This is a genomic window from Dactylosporangium cerinum (assembly GCF_042653625.1).
Taxonomy (GTDB): domain Bacteria; phylum Actinomycetota; class Actinomycetes; order Mycobacteriales; family Micromonosporaceae; genus Dactylosporangium; species Dactylosporangium cerinum.
In genome coordinates, this window is sequence record NZ_JBHSIU010000046.1 from 92427 (window position 1) to 116004 (window position 23578).

Sequence of the window (23578 nt, forward strand, 5' to 3'; positions counted from 1 at the left end):
GCTACCCGCCCAGCTGCAGCAGCGAGTTGATCTGCTTGTCCACATCGGACAGACCCTTGCCGAGGTCGGTCGCGCCGCCGCTCTGCCACGTGTCGCAGAACGTCTGGAACGTCTCCTGGTAGGCCGGGCCGGCCGCCGACGGCGGTGTGGTGCTGGTCTTCGGGTGGTTGAAGATGTCCACGAACACCTTGAACTCCGGGTCCAGGTGCAGGTCCGGCGAGGCCAGGGCGTCCTTCGTGGACGGGATGTTCTTGAGGCTGTTGGCGAGCTTGACGATCGCCTTCGTGTCCGTGGTCAGGTACTTGATGAGCTCCCAGGCCGCCTCGGGGTTCTTCGCGGTGCGGGAGATGCCGATGACGTTGCCGGTGACGTAGCCGGAGCCGTAGCGGTCCGGGCTGGACGTCGGCATCGGCGCGACCCCGAACTGCAGGTCCGGCGACTGGTCCTTGGCGAACGCGATGCGGTACTCACCGTCGAAGTTCATCGCGACCTGGCCCTTCTGGAAGGCGTTCGCGTCGGAGTACTCGTCGCCGAGGGAGGCGCGGAAGGCCTCGAGCTTGTCGTAGCCGTACCAGTCGACGAGGTCCTTCTGCCACTTCAGCAGCGTCTGCCAGGCGGGGTCGCCGCCGATCGCGGACGTGCCGTCGCCCTTGAGCCACTGCCCGCCGACCATCGGCCCGAGGTGCGACGGCGCGTTCTCGTAGAAGCCCCACAGCGGCAGGAACCCGGCCACCTGGATGGTGCCGTCGGCGGAGCGCTTGGTGAGCTTCTTCGCCGCGTCGGCGAACTCATCGAGGGTCTTCGGCGGGCCGGCGATCCCGGCCTCGGCGAACAGCTTCTTGTTGTAGTAGAGCCCGTACGCGTCGGCGAGGACCGGCATCGCGCACCGCTTGTTCTTGTACTGGGTGTACTCCTTGACGGTCTGGGGGAAGCCGTCGAGGGACACCTTGTCGCGGGTCAGGTACTGCCCGAGGTCCAGCCAGGCGCCGCTGGCGCAGAACTGGCCGACGATGTCGGTGGAGTAGGACAGCCCGACGTCGGGGCCCTGCCCGCCGCCGATCGCCTGGGTCATCTTCGAGTCGTCCTGGCCGGACTTGACCACGACCTTGATCTTCGGGTGGGACGTCTGGAAGTCCGCGACGACGCCGTCGATCGCGGTGGCCTCGCGGTCGGTGAAGAAGTGCCAGAACTCCACGGTGCCGGAGACGTCGGCGCCGGGGTCGGCGATCGGTTTGTCCTTCGGGCCGGGGGTGCAGGCCGTGGCGAGCAGAGCCACGGCGATCAAGGGGACGATGCGACGCAAGGGGTTCCTCCTGGGGGTCGGAACGTGGGCGTACGGAAACGCCCGGTCAACAGCACGTATTGACCGACGTCGTTTGCATGGGGGATGGTGGTGGGTAGCACACGGACGTCGGTCGATGCCGCCAGATCGGCCGACGTCCGTGGTTCAGGGGGGCGGCTACGCGCCCGGTTGCCGCAGGGTGTCCAGCAGGGCCCGGCGCACGGCGGACAGTGCGGCGTCCGCGGCGCCCAGCAGGGGAGCGTCGTCCTCGACGGTGCTCACGGCGATCTCGGTGTCCAGCGGCGCCGCCCGCGACAGCGCCTTCGCGACCGCCTCGCCGAGCGCGGCCCCGCCGGCCCGGGCGATCTCCCCGCCGAGCACCACGAGCGGTGGGTCGAGCACCGCGACGATCGCGGCGAGGCCGAGCACGATCCGCTCTGCCAGCTCGCGCAGCAGGGCGGTGTCGGTGATCGGCACCCCCCGCTCCGCCGCGAGGGCGTGCACGGCGTCGCCGCTGACCAGGTCGTGGAAGTCCCGGAAGCCGTCGGCGGCGACCGGCATGTAGCCGATCTCGCCGGCACCGCCCCGCGCACCGCGCAGCAGCTTCCCGCCGCCGAGGTCGATGGCCAGGCCGAGGCCTGCCTCCCCGAGCCACAGCAGCGCGAATCCGTCCGCATCATGACCCTGCGCGGCGCCGTGGGCCCGTTCGGCGAGGGCGGCGAGGTTGACGTCGTTGTCGACCTCGACCGGCACGCCGGCCGCCGCGGCGAGGTCGTCGACGAGCCCGCGGCGGCTCCAGCCGGGCACGTCGACGTGGTGGATGACCCGGTCCCGGGGGTCGAACGCGCCCGCCACGGCGAGCTGGACGTGGGCGACCGGGTCGCGGCCGACGCCGGCCTCCGCGCACAGTGCGTCGAGGGTGCCGGTGACGGCGGTGACCGGGTCGGTGCGGGTGAAGTCGATCGGGACGGCGAGCCTGGCCCGCTGGACGCCGCGCAGGTCGTGCAGCGACGCGGTCAGCGCCGGCGCGCCGTCGCGCACCGACATGGCGACGGCGTAGGCGGCGTCGGGGTTGACCGCGTACACCTCCGCGTTGGGGCCGGGCCGGCCGGTCTCGTGGCCGGCGCCGACGACCAGGTCGGCGTCGGCGAGCCGCCGGACCGCCTCGGAGATCGTCGGCTTGGACAGGCCGGTCAGGGAGCGCAGCTCGGCGCGCGTGAGCTGGCCGTGGTCGAGCAGGTGCCCGAGCGCGGCCGCCTCGTTGAGCGCCTTGAGCAGCTTGGAGGATCCGCCCAGCGGCATTTGCTGTCGCCCCCAACTAATAGGCAGATTGACTAACAGTTGGTGGAACCGTAGGTGCCCCCACGCCGTCGTGTCAACGGCCGATTCCGGCACTCGCCGGTCAGCGGCCCGTCCGCCACCGCTCCACGATTTCCTCCACGTCCAGCGGGGGAAGGATCGTGGCCGGCCCGTCCAGCATCCCGCGCCGGGCCTTTTCGATGCGGGTGTTCAGGTCGGCGACGACCTGCCGCACCCGTTCCTCGGTCCGCAGTGTCGGCAGCAGGTCCGGCAGGTCCTCGACCTCGCGGCGCAGCCGCAGCGTCGGCGGCACCCCGCCCGGCAGTCCTTCCCGCCGGGCGAGGTCGCGGATCCACCAGTCCTCGTCGTAGAGCTCCCCGCGGTCCGGCAGCGGCTTCCCGGCGCCGGGCAGATCGTCGAACTGACCGGCTTCCTGGGCCTCCCGGATCTGGCGGTCGATGTGCGACTCGTACCAACTCGGCATGATCTCATTGTCCCGTGGAGCAACTGGAGCGCTACGGCTATCCCGCCCTCGCACTGCTCGTGCTGCTGGAGGGGATCGGCATCCCCACCCCGGCGGTGAGCGTGGTGGTGGCCGCCGCGGTGCTCGCCGGGCACGGCTCGATGAGCCTGCCGCTGGTCGTCGCGATCACCTTCGCCGCCGCCGTCGCCGGTGACAACCTCGGGTTCTGGCTCGGCCGCCGGGCCGGCCGTCCGGTCATCCTGCGATGGGGCCGCCGGGTCGGTCTCACCGAGCCGCGGCTCACCCGCGCCGAGGACTTCTTCGCCCGCCGGGGCCGCAACATCGTCGTCGTGGCCCGCTTCATCGACGGCCTGCGTCAGACCAACGGCCTCATCGCCGGCGCGATCGCCCTGCCCTGGCGCCAGTACGCGGTCCGCGACGCGATCGGCGGGGCGCTGTGGACCGCGTTGTGGGTGTCGGTCGGCGCCTTCGCCGGCGGCAACCTTGAGCAGGTCCGGACCTTCGTGCACCGCTACGAGACGCCGGCGATCGTGGTGGCGGCGCTGCTCGTGCTGTCGTTTTCGCTGGTGTACGTGTGGCGCCGCCGACGCCGGGTCAGCTCCTGACGGGGTCCCGGCTTCGCGGAGATCGGTGGTGGTCGCTGACCCGTCGGCGCCACGCCGGAGACGGCTACATTACGTAACCTTGCGGGTGCATTGCGTGACTGTTTTTCGTGAAATATCCGTCCAGGACTCGCATTTCGGGTTAAGTGGTGGTCGCGACGGACGTTCACCGTCGATCACTCGTCGAAAGGTCGTCATCATGAATCGCTGGCTCATCCGGTCGGTGCAGATCGCCGCGCTGTCCTTGGGTGGCCTCGCGCTCACCGGCACCGCCGCACATGCCGACTGGGTCAGCGGGCCCAATGTCGGGTTCGGCAACGGCAACCAGTCCTCGACCACGGTCCAGGTGCCGGTGAACATCTGCGGCAACGCAGTGGCGATCGTCGGCTTCGCGAACGCCAACTGCTCGGGCGGTGCCTATGCCGGCGACGGCGACGGCGGCAGCTGGAGCGGTGCCGGCAACTCCAACGGCAACGGTAACGGCAACGCGAACGCCACCAGCCACAAGAAGAAGAAGAAGCACAAGAAGCACAGCGCCAACAGCAACTCGTACGGCAACAACAACTCGTACGGCAACGGCAACGGCAGCTCCAACGGCGGTGGCGGCGCGTACGCGTACAACAACAACGGCGGCAACTGGACCACGGGCTACAACGTCGGCTTCGGCAACGGCAACCAGTCCTCGAACACCTTCCAGATGCCGATCAACGTGTCGTGCAACTCGGTCGCCGTGATCGGGTTCGCGTCCAGCTGCTGACCCGGCAGTTGATGCGCACAGGCACCGCCTGCCTCGCCTCGTAGAGCGTTGGCCGATGTCCGCGGCTGGATCAGCCCTCCCCGCGGTACACCGGCCAACGCTTTCTGGGTCTTTCTAGGGCTTTCTACGGGATCGGCACGGCCGTGCCGGTGACGGCGACGCCGCTGCCCGGGTCCGCGTCGAGCTCGACCGTGACGAGGCTGGGCCGGCCGAGGTCGTGCCCCTGGTGGATGTGCAGCGTCGCGGGCACCTCGACGAGTCCGAGCTCCCGCAGGTAACCGCCGAACGCGGCGGCCGCGGCACCCGTCGCCGGGTCCTCGTAGACCCCGCCGGGCGGGAACGGGTTGCGGGCGTGGAACACCGTCGGCGACTCCCGCCACACCAGGTCGATCGTGGTCCAGTCGTGCGCGGCCATCAGCGCGGTCAGCGCGGGCACGTCGTAGTCGAGGTCGGCGAGCCGGGCGCGGGTGCCGGCAGCCACGATCGGGTGCCGGGCGCCCGCGTACGCGACCCGCACCGGCAGCGCCGGGTCCAGATCGGCGGCGTCCCAGCGCAGCGCGCGCAGCAGCGCCTCGAGGGCGCCGGCGTCGATCGGCTCGGTGTGCGGCGGCACGCTGCGCAGGGTCGCGGTCAGCCCGTCCACGCCGACCCGCGTCTCCACCTCGATCGGGCCGACCCGCGACTCGAGCCGCAGCGGCCCGAGCCCGAAGCGCTCGGCGTACGCGGCGGCGGTCGCGATCGTCGCGTGGCCGCAGAACGGCACCTCGGCGAGGGGGCTGAAGTACCGGACCCGGATGCCGTCCTGGGCGTGGACGAGGAACGCGGTCTCGGAGTATCCGACGTCGGCGGCGATGGCCTGCATCGCGGCGTCGTCGAGGCCGGCGGCGTCGAGCACCACGCCGGCCGGGTTGCCGCCCTTGGGGTCGGTGGTGAACGCGCTGTACCGAAGGATTTCCATGCCTTCGACGCTAGGCGCGGCCCAGTCCGGCGGCGCGGTCCAATCCGCGTCGGGTGGTCGTGGGCGGCGCCACTGTCGGGCTTCCAGCCGGGTTTCGGGGGCCCCTGAACATGGCGAAGCCGGCCAGCTGCGGGGGCTGGCCGGCTTCGAAGTCAGGCGCTCAGTTGGAGGCGACGCCGAGCTCGCCCGCACCACCGGTGTGCAGCTCCGTGGCGGAGGCGAACGACGTGTCCAGCTGGTGCTGGAGGGCGTCGAGCTGACCGAACTCCGACGAGCTCGCGGACTCGGAGCCCTCGGCGGCGAAGATGTGGTCGGTCTCGGCCTCGTTGTGATCGTACGAGGTGAAGTCGGACTCCTCGTAGTGCGCACCCGACGGGTTGGTGTACTCAACGTGGTGGCCCTGGTCGAAGCTGGTCGACTCGGCCGACGCGTGGTCCTGCTCGTAGACGCCGAACTGCGAGTCGTAGTTGTTCTCGCTGCCCTCGACCTGGTGGAGCTGGTCCAGCGACTCGTGCTCCTGACCCGCCTCGACGTGGCCGTAGTCGGCGCCGGTGTCGAAGTCGCTCATGGGTGTTCCCCCTCAGTTGCTAACGCTAGGTGACGCCATCGACGGTACGGGCTGCGCAGCGACCGGGTATCCCCCGAACGTGCCACCGTGCCGAGCTGGTCGAACCGTCCGGTATGTGAATCCGTGGGGCAAGCGCGCCGGCGACGCCGATAGGTGATCGCGCCGTGACGATGCATCGATGTCCGGCGGTGGTGTTCACCCGGTCGTGGCGGCCGCCGTGACCCGGTCGAGGGCCCGCAGCGCCGCGGAGGTCGCCGCCGCCGAGGCGGGCAGCAACGGCAGGCGCACGTCCGGGGTCGGGATCCGCCCGGTCGCGTGCAGGACGGCCTTGATGACGGCCGGGTTCGGCTCGGCGAACAGCGCCGCCGACACCGCCGCGAGGGCGGTCCCCAGGCGCCGGCCGCGGCCCACGTCACCGTCGCGCCACGCCTCGGCGAGGGCCACGAACGCGCCGGTCGCCACGTGCGCGGAGGCCAGGATGCCGCCGGCGGCGCCGATCGCGAGCAGCGGCGCGATCACCGCGTCGTCGCCGCCGAGGACCGAGAACCCGGCCGGCAGGCCGCCGAGAAACGCGACCGTGTCGCCGCTGACGGCGCCGTCGGACAGCTTCATCCCCACGACGCCCGGGATCGCGGCGATCTCCAGCAGCGACGTCACGTCCAGGGGCTGCCCGGTGCGGTACGGCACGTGGTACACCACGACCGGCACCGGCGACCCGGCCGCGACGGCCCGCAGGTGGGCGAGGACCCCGGCGGCGCCCGGACGCGTGTAGGGCGGCACGACCACCATCGCCACGTCACCCCGGATCTCGCGGACCGCGGCGACCGTCCCGGCGGTCGAGCTGCCGCCGACCCCGACCAGCAGCGGCACCCCGTGCCGCGCGCAGGCGTCGCGGCAGACGTCGACGACCGCGGCCCGCTCCGCCTCGCTGAGCGTCGCCGGCTCCCCGGTCGTGCCCAGCGCGACCAGTCCGGCGGCCCCCTCGTCGAGGACGTCCCGGGCGAGGGCCGACAGCGCGCCGAGCGCCACCGACCCGTCGGCGTCGAACGGTGTCACCAGCGGTACGAAAATCCCCTTCATGCCGCCCAGCGTCCCTCCGGTCGAGCGGAAGGTCCAGTTCACGTTCGTTGCGGCGAGCATAAGCTGAACTGATGCTCGACGTCCGGAAGCTGCGCCTCCTGCGCGACCTCGCCGACCGCGGCACCATCGCCGCCGTCGCCGCCACCCACAACTACACCCCGTCGGCGGTGTCGCAGCAGCTCGCCGCCCTGGAACGGGAGGCCGGCACGGCGCTGCTGGCCCGCACCGGCCGCGGCGTCACGCTCACCCCCGCCGGCACGGTCCTCGCCGCGCACGCCGAAGAGGTCCTCGCCGCCCTCGAACGGGCCACCGCCGCCCTCGCCGCGACCCGCACCGGCCTGACCGGGCCGCTGCGCATCGGTGCGTTCCCGACCGCGATGCGGACCCTGCTGCCCGCCGCGCTCGCCACCCTCGCCCGCGAGCACCCGGGCCTGGACCTCAGCGTCGACGAGCTGGACCCGGCGCTGGTCCCGGCCCGGCTGCGCGACGGCACCCTCGACGTGGCGCTCGTGCACGACTACGACCTGGTCCCGATCGCCCCCGACCCGGCGCTGGAGACGGCGCCCCTGCTGGACGAGACGATGTACCTCGCCGCGACCCGCCCCTTGGACCTCGCCGCCTGCCGCGACGAGCGGTGGATCCTCGCCGGGCCCGGCACGCTGTGCCACACGATGACGGTCCGGGCGTGCGAGGCGGAGGGGTTCCTGCCCCGGGCCCGCCACCACGCCGACGACTTCGTGACCGTGCTGACCCTCGTCGCCGCCGGCCAGGGCGTCGCGGTCGTCCCGGAACTGGCGCTGCGCCCGCCGTCGTCGCCGCCTGGTCAGGCAGCGACGACGGTCGCGGCGGACGGTGCGACGCCGGTCGCGCCGGACGGGGTGGTGCTGACGCCGTTGCGGACCCGCCGCCGGACCAGGTTCGCCTACCGGGCGGGCACCGGCGCACACCCGTCGATCGCCGCATTCACCGCCGCCGTGCGCGCCGCCTGACCCATGATCCGGAAGACCTTGTGCACTTCTGGGTGGTCAGGGTCTTCCGGATCATTCGCGAAGGTGCGGACCGGGTGCCGCGGGGGAGCGCGGGCAACACCCTGGTCAGACCGGGCTCCGCCGTGTCGACGTGGGACGGCGTGACCGCTTTCACCCCCCAGGACCCGGTCCTGCACCTGCTGCGCCGCGCCACCTACGGACCGAACCCGGCCGCCGAGGCCGAGATCCGCGACATCGGCGCCGCCTCGTGGCTCAACCGGCAACTGGCCCCGGCCACCATCGACGACTCGGCGTGCGACGCGCTGCTCACCCGGTACCCGCTGATCGGCCTCGACATCGCCGGCATCCGCGCGAAGGTCAAGGCCGGCGCGCTGAAGTTCGGCGCGTGGGACGCGATGCAGCAGCTCGGCTCCGCCGCCGTCGCGCGGGCCGCGTGGAGCAAGCGGCAGCTGCTCGAGGTCATGGTCGACGTGTGGTCCAACCACCTCAACGTCACCTGCCCCTACGGCGAGGTGTGGGACAGCCGCGCCGCCTACGACGGCCTGATCCGCAAGCATGCCCTCGGCCGGTTCGCTGACCTGCTCAAGGCGACCGCGACCGCCCCGGCGATGCTGTCCTACCTGGACAACCGCAGCTCCACCAAGGCCAAACCCAACGAGAACTACGCCCGCGAGCTCATGGAGCTGCACACCGTCGGGCTCATCTACACCGAGGCCGACGTCAAGGACGCCGCCCGGCTGCTCACCGGCCTCACCGTCGACAAGACCACCGGCCTGTACAAGTTCGACGCCACCCAGCACGCCACCGGCGCCGTCACCGTCCTCGGCTGGCGGCACGACAACGCCACTGCCGGCGGCGGCGAGGCGGCGGCCCTCGCGTTCGTGGAAATGCTCGCCCAGCACCCGGCGACCGCCGAGCGCATCGCCCGCAAGCTCTGCGTCCGCTTCGTCTCCGACGACCCACCGGCCGCGCTCGTTTCCCGTCTGCAGCAGGTGTACGTCCAGCAGAAGTCAGCGATCGGCCCGGTCCTGCGGGCGTTGTTCACGTCCCCGGAGTTCGCCGCCGCCATCGGGGCGAAGGTCCGCACCCCGTTCGAGGACCTGGCCGCCACCGTGCGGGTCCTCGGCCTGCAACCCGAGGCGACCGGCACCGACGGCGTCCGCGGCCTGTACAACTACCTCGTCGACGCCGGCCGCGCGCCGATGCGGTGGGCCCCGCCGAACGGCTACCCAGACGTCGCCGCCGCCTGGACCGCGCCGTCCAGCCTGCTCGTGCGCTGGAACGCGCACCTGAACCTCGCCGCCGGCTGGTACCCGAAACCCCTCGTGCGCCCCGCGTCGATGCTCGCGTCGCTGGTCCCGTCGCTGCCGGCCACGCACGGCGCCTTCATCGACGCCCTCGCGACCCGGCTCGTCGGCATGCCCCTGCAACCGGCGCACAGCGCGGCGCTGCTGAGCTTCGTCGGCAAGACGGCGGCGAGCCAGCTGAAGGCCACCGACGCCGCCGTCGCCGGCCGGCTGCCGCACCTCATCGCCCTCATCCTCGACTCGCCCTACTTCCTGGCCAGGTGACCGCTATGACGCTGCCTTCCTCCTGCTGCACCCCCGACGCGACCGGTCTGTCCCGGCGGGGGCTGCTCGGCCGGGCCGCCGCCATCGGTGCCGGCGCGGCCCTCACCGGGCTCGTCGGCGAGGGACTCGCCACCCGGCTGGCGTTCGCAGGTACCCCGTACACCGGCGACACCATCGTCGTGCTGTCCTTGCGCGGCGGCTTCGACGGGCTGTCCGCCGTCGTGCCGATCGGCGACCCCGACTACTACACCGCCCGCCCCACGATCGCCGTGCCGAAGGCGTCGGTGATCGCCGGGGACGGCACCTTCGGGCTCAACCCGGCGTTCGCGCCGCTGCTGGCCCGCTGGACCGCCGGCACGTTCGGCGCGGTCCACGCCGTCGGCCAGCCCAACCCGTCCCGCTCGCACTTCCAGGCGATGGAGGACCTCGAGCGGGCCGCCGCCGGCACGTCCGTGCGCACCGGCTGGCTCGACCGGATGCTCGGCGTCGCCGGCGCCACCGCCCCGACGGCCGGGGTCGCGATGGGGGCCACCAGCCCCGCGCGGCTGTTCGCCGGCCCGGCCCCCGACGTGTCGATGGCCGCCGTGGACACGTTCAAGCTCGCCGGCAACGACGCGAAGACCCCCATGGCGGCGACCCTCGCGAAGCTCTTCGACGGCGCCCCGGCGGTCCTGGCCGACCCGGCCCGCGCCGTCAACGCCACCCTGGGCACCGTCGCGGCCCTCGGCGCGTACACCCCGGCCGCCACCTACCCGAACACCGCGCTCGGCAAGGCGCTGCGCGACGTCGCCCGCCTGGTCAAGGCCAACGTCGGGCTGATGGCAGCGACCGTCGACTTCGGCGACTGGGACATGCACGAGGGCCTCGGCACCGCCGTCAAGGGCCAGCGGATGCACGACCACCTCACCGAGCTCGCCCTCGCCCTGGAGGCGTTCGCCACCGACCTCGGCGCCGCGTTCAACCGGGTCACCCTGGTGACGCTGAGCGAGTTCGGCCGCCGCGTCGCGGAGAACGGCTCCCGCGGCGTCGATCACGGCAACGGCAACGCCATGCTCCTGCTCGGCGGCGGCGTGCGCGGCGGCCGCGTCCACGGCACCTGGCCCGGCCTCGCCCCGGCGAAGCTGACCGCAGGTGACCTGGCGGCCACCACCGACTACCGCTCGGTGATCGGCGAGATCCTTCAGCGCCGCTGCGGCCTCGGCGCCCTGGGCGACGTGTTCCCGGACGTGACCCCGTCCTCCTACGGCCTGGTCGCCGCGCGCTGATTTTTTCAATTCAGGCAGGCTTGTGTGTCGAGAAGGTGGCGGCGGCTCCGTCCCAGGGGTGCAACGCCGCATTCTTGCGGCCTTTCGGAGGAGAGCGACCTTGAAGTACCTGCTGCTGAAGCACTACCGGGGCGGTCCGAAGCCGGCGCACGAATACGCGCCGATGGACCAGTGGACGCCGGAGGAGGTCGACGCGCACGTGCAGTACATGCGCGACTTCGCGGTCCGACTGCAGGAGACCGGTGAGCTCGTCGACGAACGTGCCCTCTCGCCCGAGGGCGCGTTCGTCCGGTCCGACGGCGAGAACCGTCCGCCGGTGACCGACGGCCCCTTCGTCGAGACCAAGGACCTCGTCGCCGGCTGGATGATCATCGACGTCGAGTCCTGGGACCGCGCCGTCGAACTGGCCGGCGAGCTGTCGGCCGCCCCCGGCCCCGGCGGCCGGCCGATCCAGGAGTGGCTGGAGGTCCGGCCGATCCTCACCATGTCGCTGACCGATCCGGAGTGAACGTATCCCTGCTGCGGGACCTGGTGCCCGCAGTCATCGGTGTCCTCGTCCGGCGCGGAGCGGACTTCGCGTCGGCCGAGGACGCCGTGCAGGAGGCCCTCATCAAGGCCCTGTCGACCTGGCCGGACGACCCACCCCGCGACGCGAAGGGGTGGCTGGTCGCGGTCGCCTGGCGCAAGCACCTCGACGTCGTGCGCGCCGAGGCGTCCCGGCGCGGCCGGGAGCTCGCCGTGGAGGCGCTCGCCCCGGACGGCCCGGCCCTGGCCACCGACGACACGCTGCGCCTGTACTTCCTGTGCGCCCATCCCACCCTGCCATCCGCCGCCGCGGTCGCCCTGACCCTGCGCGCCGTCGGCGGCCTGACCACCCGGCAGATCGCCGCGGCGTACCTGGTCCCCGAGGCGACCATGGCCCAGCGCATCAGCCGGGCCAAGAAGCGCCTCGCGGGCCTGCCGCTCGACCAGCCCGGCGACCTCGGCACCGTGCTGCGCGTCCTGTACCTCGTCTTCAACGAGGGCTACAGCGGCGACGTCGACCTGGCCGCCGAGGCGATCCGGCTGGCCCGGCAGCTGACCACCCTCACCGACGAGCCCGAGGTCGCCGGGCTGCTCGCCCTCATGCTGCTGCAACACGCCCGCCGCGCCTCCCGCACCGGCCCCGGCGGCCGCCTCGTGCCCCTCGCTGCACAGGACCGGTCGCGCTGGGACACCACCCTCATCGCGGAGGGCGTGACGATCCTGCAGAGCGCCCTGGCCCGCGACCGCCTGGGCGAATACCAGGCCCAGGCCGCGATCGCCGCCCTGCACGCCGACGCCCGTTCGGCCGAGGAGACCGACTGGGTGCAGATCGTGGAGTGGTACGACGAGCTGCTCACCCTGACCGGCAGCCCCGTCGTGCGCCTCAACCGCGCGGTGGCCCTCGGCGAGGCCGACGGCCCGCAGGCGGGCCTGGCGGCTCTGGCGGCCGTGGATCCGTCCGTGCCCCGCTTCACGGCCGTGTCGGCCCACCTGCACGAACGCGCCGGCGACCTGGCCCGCGCCGCCGACCTCTACGCCGAAGCCTCCCACGCCGCCCCGAGCCTCCCGGAACGCGACCACCTCACCCGCCAGGCCGCCCGCATCCGCCACCACCTGCGCCCCCGGACACCCCCGTGACCACCACCCGGTCACGGTGGCTCGATCGATCGTGCGACCACCTGGTTGATGAGTGGCTCGTGGACACCAGCTATCAACCAGGTGGTGGCGGTTTCCCGCAGTTCGGGAAGCGCGGGCAACGGCCGCGTCCAGTCCGAGGACCGCAACGCGATGCTGCCGGAGGCGGTTGGGGGAGTGTGGCCGCGCTCGGGCACGGGGTGGTGAGTCGGACAGCGGGTCCGGGTATCGTCCCGGCTGGTCCGTGAGGATCGGGGGCCGACCCGAGGAGGATCATGAGGCGCAGTGCCGCGCTGGCGGTCATGGTGATGGTGGCGGTGACCGTGAGCGGTTGCAGCTCGTCCGGAGGTGCCGACGCCGCCAAGGCCACGGGCCCGTCGGGTGCGTCAGCCGAGTCCGGCGCGCAGGGCCTGTCGCCCGGCGCCGTGCCGGGGTCGTCCGGCCCATCGGGCGCCGCGTCCTCAGGCGCCGCCCAGGCCGGCTGCACCATCTTTCCCGCGGACAACGTCTGGCACGCCGACGTGTCGAAGCTGCCCGTGCACCGTGACTCCGCGGCCTGGGTGGCCAGCATCGGGGCGTCCGCGCACGCGCATCCCGACTTCGGCGCGGGGCTCATCGACGGCGCGCCGTTCGGCATCCCGGTCACCACCGTCGGCGCGGGGCAGGCCACGGTCAAGGTGACCTTCGAGTACGCCGACGAGAGCGACAAGGGCCCCTACCCGGTCCCGCGCAACGCCCGCGTCGAGGGCGGCCCGAACGCCGACGGCGACCGGCACGTCATCGTCCACGACACCGCGGCGTGCAAGGCGTACGAGCTCTTCGACGCCCACCCGAACGCGGACGGCTCCTGGAAGGCCGGCTCGGGTGCCGTGTTCGACCTGCGCCGCAACGACCTGCGCAAGGCCGGCTGGACGTCGGCGGACGCGGCCGGGTTGTCGATCCTCGCCGGGCTGCCGCGCGCCGACGAGGTCGCGGCCGGCCGGATCGACCACGCGATCCGATTCACCGCGCCCCGCACGAAGAAGGCCTATGTCTGGCCGGCCCGCCACGCCGCCTCGTCGGCCACGGACCCGGCGCTGCCTCCGATGGGCGCCCGCTTCCGGCTGAAGGCTTCCGTCGACATCTCCAAGTTCCCTCCTCAGGCCCGCGTGGTGGCGCAGGCGCTCAAGCAGTACGGCGCGATCCTCTCCGACAACGGATCTCCGTGGTTCTTCTCCGGCACCCAGGACGACCGGTGGAAGAACGACCAGCTCAACGCCTTGAAGGGCCTCTCCGGCAAGGACTTCGAGGCGGTCGACGGTTCGCTGCTGATGGTGGACGCGAACTCCGCCCGCTGCCGCCCCTGAATCATAACCTAGCTTCCTAGGACGCACCAGCCGCTGTGGCGTCGCCCACGCAGAAGCGACCATGGTCAGATTCGCGGCACTTGGTAGATTGGGCATGCCGGCAATACCCGCGCGGGAGAGACCGTCTGCACCCAGGACGGCGCCGAAGGGGCAAATCCTCCCCGGAACCTCTCAGGCAGAAGGACCGCGACGGGTTGGCACCTCTGGAGGCCACACGACAGAGGGGGAGGGACGTGCGCACCCCCGACCCCGGATCCGAAAGAGTGTGGCCAATGACCAATTTCGCCAGCCGGCACATCGGACCATCCCCGGACGAGCAGTCCCGGATGCTCAAGACCGTCGGGTATGACTCGGTCGAGGCGCTGATGACGGCCGCCATCCCGGGCTCCATCCGCTGGCACCAGCCCCTCGCGCTGCCCCTCGCGGCGTCCGAGGCCGAGGTGCTGGGGGAGCTGCGGGCCCTGGCGTCGGCCAACCGCACCCTGGTCAGCATGATCGGCCTCGGCTACTACGGCACCCACACGCCGCCGGTCATCCTGCGCAACGTGCTCGAGGACCCGTCGTGGTACACGGCCTACACGCCGTACCAGCCGGAGATCAGCCAGGGGCGGCTCGAGGCGCTGCTGAACTTCCAGACGGTGATCACGGACCTGACCGGTCTGCCGGTCGCCGGTGCGTCGCTGCTGGACGAGGCGACCGCGGCCGCCGAGGCGATGACCCTCGCCCGCCGGTCGTCGAAGGTCAAGGCCGACGTCTACGTCGTGGACAAGGACGTCCTGCCGCAGACCCTCGCGGTGATCCGGACCCGCGCCGAGCCGCTGGGCATCACCGTCCACGTGGCCGACCTGACCGGGAACCAGAGGCCGGAGGAGTACTTCGGCATCCACCTGCAGTACCCGGGCGCGTCCGGCGCGGTCCGCGACTACGAGCGGCTGACGGCGGAAGCCCACGAAAAGGGCGCGATCGTCACGTTCGCCGCGGACCTGCTCGCGCTGTGCCTGCTGCGCGAGCCGGGTGCGTTCGGCGCGGACGTCGCGGTCGGCAGCGCTCAGCGGTTCGGGGTGCCGATGGGCTTCGGCGGGCCGCACGCCGGGTACATGTCGGTCCGCAAGGGCCTGGAGCGCACGCTGCCCGGCCGGCTGGTCGGCGTGTCGAAGGACGCGGACGGCGCCCCGGCCTATCGGCTGGCGCTGCAGACCCGTGAGCAGCACATCCGGCGGGAGAAGGCGACCAGCAACATCTGCACCGCGCAGGTCCTGCTCGCCGTGACGGCCAGCATGTACGCGGTGTACCACGGCCCGGACGGGCTGCGGGGGATCGCCTCGCGCACCCACGACATGGCGGTGCGGCTGGCTGCGGGGCTGCGCGCCGGCGGGGTCACCACGGAGCACGACGCGTTCTTCGACACGGTGACGGCGGTCGTGCCGGGCAACGCGGAGCAGGTGACGAAGGCCGCCGCGGACCGTGGGATCAACCTGCGGCAGGTGGACGCCGACCGGGTCGGGATCGCGTGCGACGAGACGACGACGTTCGGTCACCTGCGCGACGTGCTGGCCGCGTTCGGCCTGTCGCACGTCGACGTGACGGCGCTGGACACCGCCGACGTGGTGCCGGCCGAGCTGCGGCGCACCAGCGACTTCCTGTCGCACCCGGTGTTCGGCACGCACCGCTCGGAGACGGCGATGCTGCGGTACCTCAAGCGCCTGTCGGACCAGGACTACGCGCTGGACCGGGGGATGATCCCGCTCGGCTCGTGCACGATGAAGCTCAACGCGACCGTGGAGATGGAGCCGATCACCTGGCCCGAGTTCGCCAACGTGCACCCGTTCGCGCCGGCGTCGCAGACGCAGGGATACCGGAAGCTGATCGGCGACCTGGAGCAGTGGCTGGCGGAGGTGACCGGCTACGACGCGGTGTCGCTGCAGCCGAACGCCGGCTCGCAGGGGGAGCTCGCCGGGTTGCTGGCGATCCGGGCGTATCACCACTCGCGGGGCGACACCGAGCGGGACATGTGCCTCATCCCGTCCAGCGCGCACGGCACGAACGCGGCCAGCGCCGTGATGGCCGGCATGCGCGTGGCCGTCGTGGCGTGTGACGAGCTGGGCAACGTGGACCTCGGCGACCTCGAGGCGAAGATCGAGCTGCACCGGGACCGGCTGGCCGCGATCATGGTCACGTATCCGTCGACGCACGGGGTCTACGAGACGGGCATCGCCGACCTGTGTGCCAAGGTGCACGAGGCGGGTGGCCAGGTGTATGTCGACGGCGCGAACCTCAACGCGCTGCTCGGCTATGCCAAGCCGGGGCAGTTCGGGGCGGACGTGTCGCACCTGAACCTGCACAAGACGTTCTGCATCCCGCACGGCGGTGGCGGTCCCGGGGTCGGCCCGGTGGCGGTCCGCGCGCACCTGGCGGCGTTCCTGCCGTCGCACCCGATCCTGGACGCGCAGGCGCCGGTCGGGCCGGTGTCGGCGGCGCCGTGGGGTTCGGCGGGGATCCTGCCGATCCCGTGGGCGTACCTGCGGCTGATGGGCCCGGACGGCCTGGCCAAGGCGACGGCGACGGCGGTCCTCGCGGCGAACTACGTGGCGGCGCGGCTGCGGGAGCACTACCCGGTGCTGTACAGCGGCAGCGAGGGCCTCGTCGCGCACGAGTGCATCCTGGACCTGCGCACGATCACGAAGGCGACCGGCGTGAGTGTCGCGGACGTGGCGAAGCGGCTCATCGACTACGGCTTCCACGCCCCGACGATGTCGTTCCCGGTGACCGGCACGCTGATGGTCGAGCCGACGGAGAGCGAGGACCTCGCGGAGCTGGACCGGTTCTGTGACGCGATGATCGCGATCCGTGCGGAGATCGACCGGGTCGCGGCCGGTGAGTGGCCCGCGGGGGACAATCCGCTGGGCAATGCGCCGCACACGGCCGCGGCCGTCACCGCCGACGAGTGGTCGCACGCCTACCCGAGGTCGCTGGCCGCGTATCCGGCCGGCGTGTCGGTGGCGAAGTACTGGCCACCGGTACGCCGGATCGACGACAGCTACGGCGACCGGAACCTGGTGTGCTCCTGCCCGCCGGCATCAGCCTACGAGGAGTGACTGACTACTGAGGGTGACGAATCAGGCGGCTCGGACCAGGACGTGCATGGCCGGGCCGCGGTGCGGTTCGATCACGCTGCAGTCGGGGAGAAGCTCTCCGGTGTCCTCGAAGATGATCACGCCGTTGCACAGGAGGCTCCACCCTTGTTCGGGGTGCGCGGCCATGATCCTGGCGGCTTCGTGGTCCGAGTCGGCGGCTGAGGGACACGATGGTTGGTGCTGGCAGAGCATCGGGGGTCTCCGATTGAGAGGTTCAGTTGAGGCCTGTGTGGTTGTTCACATGACCAGGGATGCACGCTACTACGGCCAACGACACAATTCCGAACACGTCACGACACAACTCGGGGATAATCCGCCATTCGTATGAGCACATTAGGACCGGTCGTCGGGTGCCGGCCCGGGTTGGTGGAGCTTCACCCTCCCGGGTCTGCCTCGTCGTGCATCCCACATCTATGGGAGCGTTCCCGACTCGAGTGGCATTCCCGCGACGGCGGGGACCCGCTGTCGATCCTCACGGCGTTCCTCACCGCCGCCGGACTTCCCGTCAACGATGTCTCGCGATCACGCACCGTGACGGACACGCTGTGCGGCGCGGCGGTGCTTCTCGCGCCGCCGTCGCGGGTCGCGTCCCCGGCACCGGCGGTGCCGGACCTCGTCGCGGTCGTCTACGGCCACACCCCACCGCCGGCGCGTCCCGGCGCCGGGCCGCCGGCTGCGCGGGCCGGTGGCACGGCGGCGCCGTGGACGCCGAGCTGGAGCGCTGCCGAGCATGCGGCCGCGGTCGAGGCGGTCCGGGACGCGATCGCGCGCGGCGACGTCTACCAGGCCAACGTCGTCGGCCACGCGAGCGCTCCGTTCGCCGGTGACCCGCGGGCGGCGCTGGCCAGGGTCGCGGCCCTGCCGGGCGCCCGCTACGGCGGTGTGCTGTGCGGTGGGGGCACCCGCGAGACCCCGGCCTGGTGGATCGCGTGCGCGTCGCCCGAGACGCTCGTCGAGGTCACCGACGGGCGGGCGGTGACGCGGCCGATCAAGGGCACCCGGCCCGCCACCGATCGGGGCCGTGCGGACCTGCTGGCCTCCGTCAAGGAACGCGCCGAGCACATCATGATCGTCGACCTGGAGCGCAACGACCTCGGCCGGGTGGCCCGCACCGGCACCGTCCGCGTCGATGAGCTCTTCGCCATCCGCCGCTGGTCCCGGCTGTGGCAGGCCGAGTCGACCGTCAGCGCCCGGCTCGCGCCCGGGGTCGGCCTCGCCGAGCTGCTCGGTGCGGTGTGGCCGGGCGGTTCGGTGACCGGCGCCCCGAAGCTGGCCGCGATCGACGTGGTGAGCGCCCTGGAGCCGGTCGGGCGCGGCCCGAGCATGGGCGCTGCCGGCTGGATCGGGCACGGCCCCGACGGGCGGCTGCACATCGACCTGGGTCTGACCATCCGCACGGTTGCGGTCGCCGACGGGCGCGCGCACGTCTGGGCGGGCGGCGGCATCGTCTGGGACAGCGACCCGGCCGCCGAGGTCGCCGAGGCCGCGGCGAAGACCGCCCCGATCAAGGCGGCCCTGACCGCCTGACCCGCGAGGAGCGGGCGGCGGCCAGGGCCGATGCCGTGCGTCAGGCTTCGCGTCAGACCGTGCGTCAGACCTTGCCGAAGATCGCCGTGAGCAGCACCTCGTTGATGTCGAACGCGGTCTTCGAGGTGTACAGGGCGCCGCCGCTGACCCGGGAGATCTCCTGCAGGGCCGCGAAGTCGGCGTCGTTGCCGTATCCGACGGTGACGATCGGCACCTTCTTGTCGCTGGTGGCGTTCGCCTCGAGCTTCGGCCGAAGCTGGTCGAGGCTGAGGCCGCCGGTGGGGTCGTCGTTCTTGCCGTCGGTCATGAGCACGACCAGGTTGGTGGCGCCGGGCTTGTACGCGTCCACGACCGCCTGTTGCGCGGCGGCGGCGGTGTCGTACAGGCCGGTGTCGCCGATCGGGGCGAGCTTGTCGATCGCGGTGACCATCTGGTCCCGGCGGGGTTTGCCGTTGACCTGGTCGCCGACGCGGCCGATCGGGATGAGCTGCTTGTAGTCCTGCTGGCCGTTCTGCCGGGTGGAGAAGACCCACAGGCCGGCGTCGACGTCGCCGTCGAACAGCTGCACGGCCTCGCGGGCGGCGTCCTTCGCCAGCTGCATGCGGTTGCGCCCGGTGCCGGGGACCTGTTCGGCCATCGAGCCGGAGATGTCCAGCACGATCAGGACGTTGGTGGGGCGGGTCAGCGCGGTCCACGAGTCCATCGACTGCTTCACCGACTCGGGCAGCAGCACCGCCCGTGGCACCGTCTTGAGCTTGGCGCTGAACGCGTTGTTGCCACTGATGGCGGTGCCCGCGTCGCGGTTCGGGTCACGGAACCCGGCTTCGAGGAACACCTTGCGCCCGTCGGGGCCGCGCAGGTACGCCAGGAACTGCCGGGCGACGTCCTGCTTGTCCTTCTCCGCCCACGGGGCGTCCAGGACGAGGTACGGGTTGTCGGCGTCGGCGCTGCCGTTGGACGGGTACACCGCGACGAGCGGGACCTTCGGGTTGGTCTTGTTGTACGCCAGCACGTCCTGCTCGAGGGCGGGGAACGCCGAGACGAACGCCAGCGCTTTGGCCGCGTCCTGGTCGTCGGCCTTGGCCAGGTCGTCCAGCAGCTGCGCGGTGGTGTCGGTGTAGACGGCGCGTTCCTGCTTGAGCTTGGCGAGGGTGGCCTGCTCCTCGGCGGTGACCTCGCCGTCGTCGTTGCCGTCCAGGATCGCCATCAGGGCGAGCAGGCCGGCGGTGGACTGCAGCGGATCGCTCATCCCGAACTTGAACTTGCCCCAGTCGCCCTTGCCGTACTTCGCCCAGCCCTGCGGGTCGGCGGCGACCTTGTTGATGACGTCCTGCCAGGACAGTTCGCCGCCGGGCCAGCCGAGGGCCTCCGCCATCGGCTTCGGCATTGCCAGGACCGACGGGGTGCGGGCCAGCATCGGCTGCAGGTCCGGCATCATCCGCTCGGCGATCGCCGCGGTCGACGCCCGGCGCACCCAGGCGGTGGAGTCCGGCACCCACACGTCCGGCGGGGAGCCGGCCTTGGTGTCCCAGTCGGTGCCGAGGGCCTGCGCCATCGAGGCGGTCTCCCGGCCGGCGATCTCGACGCGGGCGCAACGCCCCGCGACGGTCGGGTCGCCGTCCGTCCATGACTTGGCGAGCGACTGCAGCAGCGGCGCCGTGCTCGGCGACGCTACGATCTTCGCGGTGACGGTGCCGTTACAGGAAGCTTTGACGAGCTGGCTGACGCCGTAGGCGGTGCCGCCGGCGACGAGCACGACGACGACCGCGCCGATGATCAACGACAGGCGCCGTGATCTGCGCTGAGCTGGGCTCTTGCGGTGTGACCGCACGTCCGCCCTGTCGGCCTGGTAGGCCATGGGTGTGCCTCCGGGGGTGGGAAGTCGGCATAGTTTAGGCCCTCGTCAACCGGGGTTCACGCCGCCCCGAAGTAGCCTGTGACGTGTGACGATCCGACCGATCCGGGTGCTCGGCGACCCGGTGCTGCGTACCCCCTGTGAGACTGTGACCTCGTTCGATGCCGAGCTGCGCGCGCTGGTGCGTGACCTGCTGGACACCGTGACCGGTGAGCCGGGCCGCGCCGGGGTCGCGGCCCCCCAGATCGGCGTGGGCCTGCGGGTGTTCTCGTATGCGGCGAACAAGCAGGTCGGCTACCTGGTCAACCCGACGATCACGATGGTGGACGGCACCCAGGACGGCGAGGAGGGCTGCCTGTCGATCCCGGGCCTGTGGTTCCCGACGCCGCGGGCGATGCACGCGACCGCGGAGGGTTTCGACGAGCACGGCGAGCCGGTGACCGTGTCCGGCAGCGGCCTCCTCGCGCGGGCGTTGCAGCACGAGACCGACCACCTGGACGGCACCCTCTACGTCGACACGCTCAAGGGCGACGCCCGCCGCCAGGCGCTGCGCGCGGTCCGCGCCCAGTTCGCCGGGCCCCGCTCCTGACCGCCCCGACTAGATGATCATGAACTGCGGGTGGGCGTGGCGCAGGAAGTCGTGGTGCGCCACCTCCCACCCGTAGGCACCGGTGTTGGCGAACACCAGCACGTCCCCGGCCCGCACAGCGGAGACCGGCGCGTCCCGGGCCAGGACGTCGCGGGGATTGCACTGCTCACCGGCGACGTCGACGGTCGCGTCGCGGACCTGCGGCCGCTCGAACGGATACGGCCACGCGTCGACGGGCAGCACCGTGAACGGGTGGCTGTACCCCCACGACGCCGGCAGCCGGAAATGATGCGTGCCGCCGCGCACGACGACGAACCAGCGCCCGTGGGTCTGTTTGACGTCGAGGACCTCCGCGGCGTACCAGCCGGCGCTCGCCGCCACGAACCGGCCAGGCTCCACGACCAGCGTCGCCCCGGCCGGGAGATCAAGATCGCTGAGGGCGTCGCGGAACGCCTCGAGGTCGAACCGGCCGTCGCCGGCGATGTCGACCCCGAACCCACCGCCGACGTTGACGATCGGCGCCTGGACGCCCCATCGCCCGGCCGCCTCGCCCGCCCACGCGACGGCGCCCCGGATGTATGCGGCGTGCGCCGCCGCGTCGAGATTGTTGGACACCGCGTGCAGGTGGAACCCGGCGAGGTCGAGGCCGCCTTCCCGGACCAGCCGCACTGCTTCCGGCAGCAGCGCCTCGTCGATCCCGAACGCGGTCGGCACCCCCGCCATCGCATGGCTGCCCGGCAGCGCCGGGTGCGACCGGTTGACGCGCAGGCAGACCCGCGCACGCCCGTGCACCGTGAGCCGCCGCAACTCATGCAGGCTCTCGACGTTGATCACGGCTCCGGCCGCCACCGCCGCGCGCAGGTCCGCGTCGGTCTTCGCGGGCCCGCTGAACACCGTGAACGGCGACCCGGCGGCGACGGCCGCGGCGAGCTCCCCGCCGGAGGCCACCTCGAGGCCGTCGACGTGGGTGAGCAGCGCCGCCACGACCCGGTCGTCGCCGTTGGCCTTCATCGCGTACGCGATCCGGGTCCCGGCCGGCAGCGCCGCGCGCAGGGCCCGCACGTTGGCGTGCAGCACGGCCCGGTCGTACACGTAGGCACAGACCGGCCGTTCGGCGGCGAGTATGGCGACGGACACGTGCGGGGGAACCACCAGTCGACTCCAGTCCATGCACCGGTACGCTTCTCGGCGATGCAGCTCGACTCCAGTGACCCGATCACCCTTTGGCAGTACGCGGAACGGTATCTCGGTGTCGGGACCCGGACCTACAGCCCCTACGCCGGCGACCTCGACATCGACGACGCCTTCCACCCACAGCGGGGCACGCCGACGTTCCAGCTGCCGACGTTCCAGGTCCCGGGCAGCGTGCACGTCGCCTCACCGGTTGTGCAGTCGCCGCTACCGGAACTGTACCGGGGGCTGCTGCCCGTGCACCCGAACGCGCTGGACGCCCCCGGCCTCGTGGGCCTCTCCTCGTTGCTGGCCTCGCCGCAGGGCCCGACCCTCACCGCCGTGCCGACCGCGAACGCCCGCACCGTCTTCGTCACCGCGATCGACGGCACCCCGGTCGACCCGCACTTCGTGAAGCTGCACTACCCGCGCCGCCTGTCCCGCTTCACCCGCCGCCTGCGCAAGCCGGTGATCGAGCTGCAACTGTGGGTGTCGGACGAGCTCGTGCGCGTCGGCGCGCCGGTGCTGCCGGAGGTCGGCGGCGGCTGGTTCGACGCGGGTTCCAGTCCGGACTCCGGTTTTGGCTCCGGTTTGGGCTCCGGTTTGGGCTCCGGGTCCGACGCCTGGGGTTTCCTGCTGCGTGCCGCCCGCCCCCTCACCCCCGCACCGGCGTGGACGGTGCCGCTGTTCGCCCTGTACGGCCGCGACCTGCACCACCCGTCTGACCCCACCCTGCTGGAGCAACTCGTCGACGCCTTCGACGAGGACCCGACGGCGTTTGTCGCCTCGCGGATCGTGGTGCCGATGGTGCAGCTGTGGGCGTCGGTGGCCCGCGACACCGGCTGTCCCCTGGAGACGCACGGGCAGAACACGCTGTTCGCCTTCGACGCCCACCGCCGTGAGACCCGGATCCTGTACCGCGACTGCGCGATCTACGTCGACGCGGCCCGTCGCGCCGGGCTGGGCCTGACCGGGCCGCTGCCACCCGCGAACGTGATCCCACGCGACGTGCCGATGGCCGCGGACGAGGTGTTCAGCCTCACCTACGACAGCTTCATGGGCCACCACGCCCTGTCCTACGTGGCGGCGCTCGCCGAGGACCGGTGGGGCGTGCGGCCGTCGTCGCTGCACGCAGCCGCCCGGGCCGCCTTCACGGCACAGGACCTGCTCCCGCCGACGGTCTTCTACTACGACAACGTCCTGTACGACAACAACGACTGGAAGCTGATCGACACCGGCGAACGCCCCGACTGGCGCTGACCCCGCCCGCATCGTGGCCGGCCAGGTGCGTCCGTCGGTTGTGCGGCTCAGGCCCCCGCGTCCGGGTGTCGCCCACGGCGCCCGGACGCCACCCGCGGGACCCAGGGCACGGCACGGTGCCTCGGGGACGCAGACCGCGACCGCCGTGCTGTGCCGTGCGGGTGCACACGGAGACCATGGACG

The 23578-nt window shown here is 72.2% G+C and carries 21 protein-coding genes and 1 riboswitch; of the genes, 12 read left to right on the plus strand and 9 right to left on the minus strand.

What is annotated here, in order from left to right; translation table 11 throughout:
* Nucleotide 1: 1 nt before the first annotated feature.
* The 3 genes from ACFPIJ_RS34215 to ACFPIJ_RS34225 all read right to left on the minus strand — a co-directional run bounded on the left by ACFPIJ_RS34215 (nucleotide 2) and on the right by ACFPIJ_RS34225 (nucleotide 3065).
* Nucleotides 2–1276, minus strand: coding sequence for an ABC transporter substrate-binding protein (locus tag ACFPIJ_RS34215; protein WP_380122065.1), 1275 nt, complete (start codon nucleotides 1274–1276; stop codon nucleotides 2–4).
* A 183-nt stretch (nucleotides 1277–1459) separates the two neighbouring features.
* Complete coding sequence (locus tag ACFPIJ_RS34220; protein ID WP_380121372.1) at nucleotides 1460–2584, minus strand: ROK family transcriptional regulator; 1125 nt, start codon at nucleotides 2582–2584, stop codon at nucleotides 1460–1462.
* A gap of 100 nt (nucleotides 2585–2684) precedes the next feature.
* The gene (locus ACFPIJ_RS34225; protein ID WP_380121374.1) at nucleotides 2685–3065 is read right to left on the minus strand and encodes a DnaJ family domain-containing protein; all 381 of its coding nucleotides are present in this window, start codon (nucleotides 3063–3065) and stop codon (nucleotides 2685–2687) included.
* 14 nt (nucleotides 3066–3079) lie between these two features.
* On the opposite strand from ACFPIJ_RS34225, the gene ACFPIJ_RS34230 reads away from it, so the two are divergent.
* Together ACFPIJ_RS34230 and ACFPIJ_RS34235 are read left to right on the plus strand one after the other, a co-directional pair.
* Nucleotides 3080–3670 carry a DedA family protein gene (locus ACFPIJ_RS34230; RefSeq protein ID WP_380121377.1) on the plus strand — a complete coding sequence of 197 codons (591 nt, stop codon included), beginning with the start codon at nucleotides 3080–3082 and terminating at the stop codon, nucleotides 3668–3670.
* A 196-nt stretch (nucleotides 3671–3866) separates the two neighbouring features.
* A complete protein-coding gene (locus ACFPIJ_RS34235) occupies nucleotides 3867–4424 on the plus strand; it encodes a chaplin family protein (RefSeq protein WP_380121379.1) in 558 nt (185 codons plus the stop codon).
* Nucleotides 4425–4548: 124 nt separating this feature from the next.
* Here ACFPIJ_RS34235 and ACFPIJ_RS34240 read toward each other — a convergent pair whose 3' ends face one another.
* The 3 genes from ACFPIJ_RS34240 to ACFPIJ_RS34250 all read right to left on the minus strand — a co-directional run bounded on the left by ACFPIJ_RS34240 (nucleotide 4549) and on the right by ACFPIJ_RS34250 (nucleotide 7030).
* Nucleotides 4549–5382 (minus strand): PhzF family phenazine biosynthesis protein, encoded by an 834-nt coding sequence (locus ACFPIJ_RS34240; RefSeq protein WP_380121381.1) that lies wholly within the window; start codon nucleotides 5380–5382, stop codon nucleotides 4549–4551.
* A 160-nt stretch (nucleotides 5383–5542) separates the two neighbouring features.
* Nucleotides 5543–5950 carry a hypothetical protein gene (locus ACFPIJ_RS34245; protein WP_380121383.1) on the minus strand — a complete coding sequence of 136 codons (408 nt, stop codon included), beginning with the start codon at nucleotides 5948–5950 and terminating at the stop codon, nucleotides 5543–5545.
* Between the two features lie 195 nt (nucleotides 5951–6145).
* The gene (locus tag ACFPIJ_RS34250; protein WP_380121386.1) at nucleotides 6146–7030 is read right to left on the minus strand and encodes a dihydrodipicolinate synthase family protein; all 885 of its coding nucleotides are present in this window, start codon (nucleotides 7028–7030) and stop codon (nucleotides 6146–6148) included.
* A gap of 71 nt (nucleotides 7031–7101) precedes the next feature.
* Here ACFPIJ_RS34250 and ACFPIJ_RS34255 point away from each other — a divergent pair, with 71 nt between their 5' ends.
* From ACFPIJ_RS34255 to gcvP, 7 genes are all read left to right on the plus strand, one after another.
* Nucleotides 7102–8019, plus strand: coding sequence for a LysR family transcriptional regulator (locus tag ACFPIJ_RS34255; RefSeq protein ID WP_380121388.1), 918 nt, complete (start codon nucleotides 7102–7104; stop codon nucleotides 8017–8019).
* Between the two features lie 140 nt (nucleotides 8020–8159).
* Nucleotides 8160–9590, plus strand: a complete 1431-nt coding sequence (locus ACFPIJ_RS34260) for a DUF1800 domain-containing protein (RefSeq protein WP_380121390.1) — start codon at nucleotides 8160–8162, stop codon at nucleotides 9588–9590.
* 5 nt (nucleotides 9591–9595) lie between these two features.
* Nucleotides 9596–10855 (plus strand): DUF1501 domain-containing protein, encoded by a 1260-nt coding sequence (locus tag ACFPIJ_RS34265; protein WP_380121391.1) that lies wholly within the window; start codon nucleotides 9596–9598, stop codon nucleotides 10853–10855.
* 100 nt (nucleotides 10856–10955) lie between these two features.
* The gene (locus ACFPIJ_RS34270) at nucleotides 10956–11363 is read left to right on the plus strand and encodes a YciI family protein (RefSeq protein ID WP_380121393.1); all 408 of its coding nucleotides are present in this window, start codon (nucleotides 10956–10958) and stop codon (nucleotides 11361–11363) included.
* Nucleotides 11360–12517 (plus strand): RNA polymerase sigma factor, encoded by a 1158-nt coding sequence (locus tag ACFPIJ_RS34275; RefSeq protein WP_380121395.1) that lies wholly within the window; start codon nucleotides 11360–11362, stop codon nucleotides 12515–12517. The genes ACFPIJ_RS34270 and ACFPIJ_RS34275 overlap by 4 nt, the downstream gene beginning before the upstream one ends.
* Before the next feature lie 272 nt (nucleotides 12518–12789).
* Nucleotides 12790–13860 (plus strand): hypothetical protein, encoded by a 1071-nt coding sequence (locus ACFPIJ_RS34280; protein WP_380121397.1) that lies wholly within the window; start codon nucleotides 12790–12792, stop codon nucleotides 13858–13860.
* Between the two features lie 102 nt (nucleotides 13861–13962).
* A riboswitch (glycine riboswitch) is annotated at nucleotides 13963–14057 on the plus strand.
* Nucleotides 14058–14132: 75 nt separating this feature from the next.
* Nucleotides 14133–16955 carry an aminomethyl-transferring glycine dehydrogenase gene (gene gcvP, locus ACFPIJ_RS34285; RefSeq protein ID WP_380121399.1) on the plus strand — a complete coding sequence of 941 codons (2823 nt, stop codon included), beginning with the start codon at nucleotides 14133–14135 and terminating at the stop codon, nucleotides 16953–16955.
* Nucleotides 16956–16976: 21 nt separating this feature from the next.
* On the opposite strand, the gene ACFPIJ_RS34290 is transcribed toward gcvP, so the two are convergent.
* On the minus strand, nucleotides 16977–17186 hold the full coding sequence (locus tag ACFPIJ_RS34290; RefSeq protein ID WP_380121401.1) for a DUF5999 family protein: 210 nt from the start codon (nucleotides 17184–17186) through the stop codon (nucleotides 16977–16979).
* 132 nt (nucleotides 17187–17318) lie between these two features.
* On the opposite strand from ACFPIJ_RS34290, the gene ACFPIJ_RS34295 reads away from it, so the two are divergent.
* A complete protein-coding gene (locus ACFPIJ_RS34295; RefSeq protein WP_380121403.1) occupies nucleotides 17319–18521 on the plus strand; it encodes a chorismate-binding protein in 1203 nt (400 codons plus the stop codon).
* A gap of 64 nt (nucleotides 18522–18585) precedes the next feature.
* Here ACFPIJ_RS34295 and ACFPIJ_RS34300 read toward each other — a convergent pair whose 3' ends face one another.
* Nucleotides 18586–20379 carry a substrate-binding and VWA domain-containing protein gene (locus ACFPIJ_RS34300; RefSeq protein ID WP_380121405.1) on the minus strand — a complete coding sequence of 598 codons (1794 nt, stop codon included), beginning with the start codon at nucleotides 20377–20379 and terminating at the stop codon, nucleotides 18586–18588.
* Nucleotides 20380–20464: 85 nt separating this feature from the next.
* Between ACFPIJ_RS34300 and ACFPIJ_RS34305 the strand changes: the two genes are divergently transcribed.
* Nucleotides 20465–20965, plus strand: a complete 501-nt coding sequence (locus tag ACFPIJ_RS34305; protein WP_380121407.1) for a peptide deformylase — start codon at nucleotides 20465–20467, stop codon at nucleotides 20963–20965.
* Between the two features lie 9 nt (nucleotides 20966–20974).
* Here the strand turns inward: ACFPIJ_RS34305 and ACFPIJ_RS34310 are convergent, their stop codons facing one another.
* Nucleotides 20975–22102 (minus strand): alanine racemase, encoded by a 1128-nt coding sequence (locus ACFPIJ_RS34310; protein WP_380121409.1) that lies wholly within the window; start codon nucleotides 22100–22102, stop codon nucleotides 20975–20977.
* 54 nt (nucleotides 22103–22156) lie between these two features.
* Here ACFPIJ_RS34310 and ACFPIJ_RS34315 point away from each other — a divergent pair, with 54 nt between their 5' ends.
* On the plus strand, nucleotides 22157–23395 hold the full coding sequence (locus tag ACFPIJ_RS34315) for a ferric iron reductase (RefSeq protein ID WP_380121411.1): 1239 nt from the start codon (nucleotides 22157–22159) through the stop codon (nucleotides 23393–23395).
* Nucleotides 23396–23578: the final 183 nt, after the last annotated feature.

Excerpts from the sequence above, each read along its gene's own strand:
- ACFPIJ_RS34315 (WP_380121411.1), top strand. The coding sequence starts at position 22,157 with ATGCAGCTCGACTCCAGTGACCCGATCACCCTTTGGCAGTACGCGGAA.
- ACFPIJ_RS34295 (WP_380121403.1), top strand. The coding sequence starts at position 17,319 with ATGAGCACATTAGGACCGGTCGTCGGGTGCCGGCCCGGGTTGGTGGAG.
- ACFPIJ_RS34225 (WP_380121374.1), bottom strand. The coding sequence starts at position 3,065 with ATGCCGAGTTGGTACGAGTCGCACATCGACCGCCAGATCCGGGAGGCC.
- ACFPIJ_RS34290 (WP_380121401.1), bottom strand. The coding sequence starts at position 17,186 with ATGCTCTGCCAGCACCAACCATCGTGTCCCTCAGCCGCCGACTCGGAC.
- ACFPIJ_RS34265 (WP_380121391.1), top strand. The coding sequence starts at position 9,596 with ATGACGCTGCCTTCCTCCTGCTGCACCCCCGACGCGACCGGTCTGTCC.
- ACFPIJ_RS34240 (WP_380121381.1), bottom strand. The coding sequence starts at position 5,382 with ATGGAAATCCTTCGGTACAGCGCGTTCACCACCGACCCCAAGGGCGGC.
- gcvP (WP_380121399.1), top strand. The coding sequence starts at position 14,133 with ATGACCAATTTCGCCAGCCGGCACATCGGACCATCCCCGGACGAGCAG.
- ACFPIJ_RS34280 (WP_380121397.1), top strand. The coding sequence starts at position 12,790 with ATGAGGCGCAGTGCCGCGCTGGCGGTCATGGTGATGGTGGCGGTGACC.
- ACFPIJ_RS34245 (WP_380121383.1), bottom strand. The coding sequence starts at position 5,950 with ATGAGCGACTTCGACACCGGCGCCGACTACGGCCACGTCGAGGCGGGT.
- ACFPIJ_RS34220 (WP_380121372.1), bottom strand. The coding sequence starts at position 2,584 with ATGCCGCTGGGCGGATCCTCCAAGCTGCTCAAGGCGCTCAACGAGGCG.
- ACFPIJ_RS34255 (WP_380121388.1), top strand. The coding sequence starts at position 7,102 with ATGCTCGACGTCCGGAAGCTGCGCCTCCTGCGCGACCTCGCCGACCGC.
- ACFPIJ_RS34300 (WP_380121405.1), bottom strand. The coding sequence starts at position 20,379 with ATGGCCTACCAGGCCGACAGGGCGGACGTGCGGTCACACCGCAAGAGC.
- ACFPIJ_RS34235 (WP_380121379.1), top strand. The coding sequence starts at position 3,867 with ATGAATCGCTGGCTCATCCGGTCGGTGCAGATCGCCGCGCTGTCCTTG.
- ACFPIJ_RS34250 (WP_380121386.1), bottom strand. The coding sequence starts at position 7,030 with ATGAAGGGGATTTTCGTACCGCTGGTGACACCGTTCGACGCCGACGGG.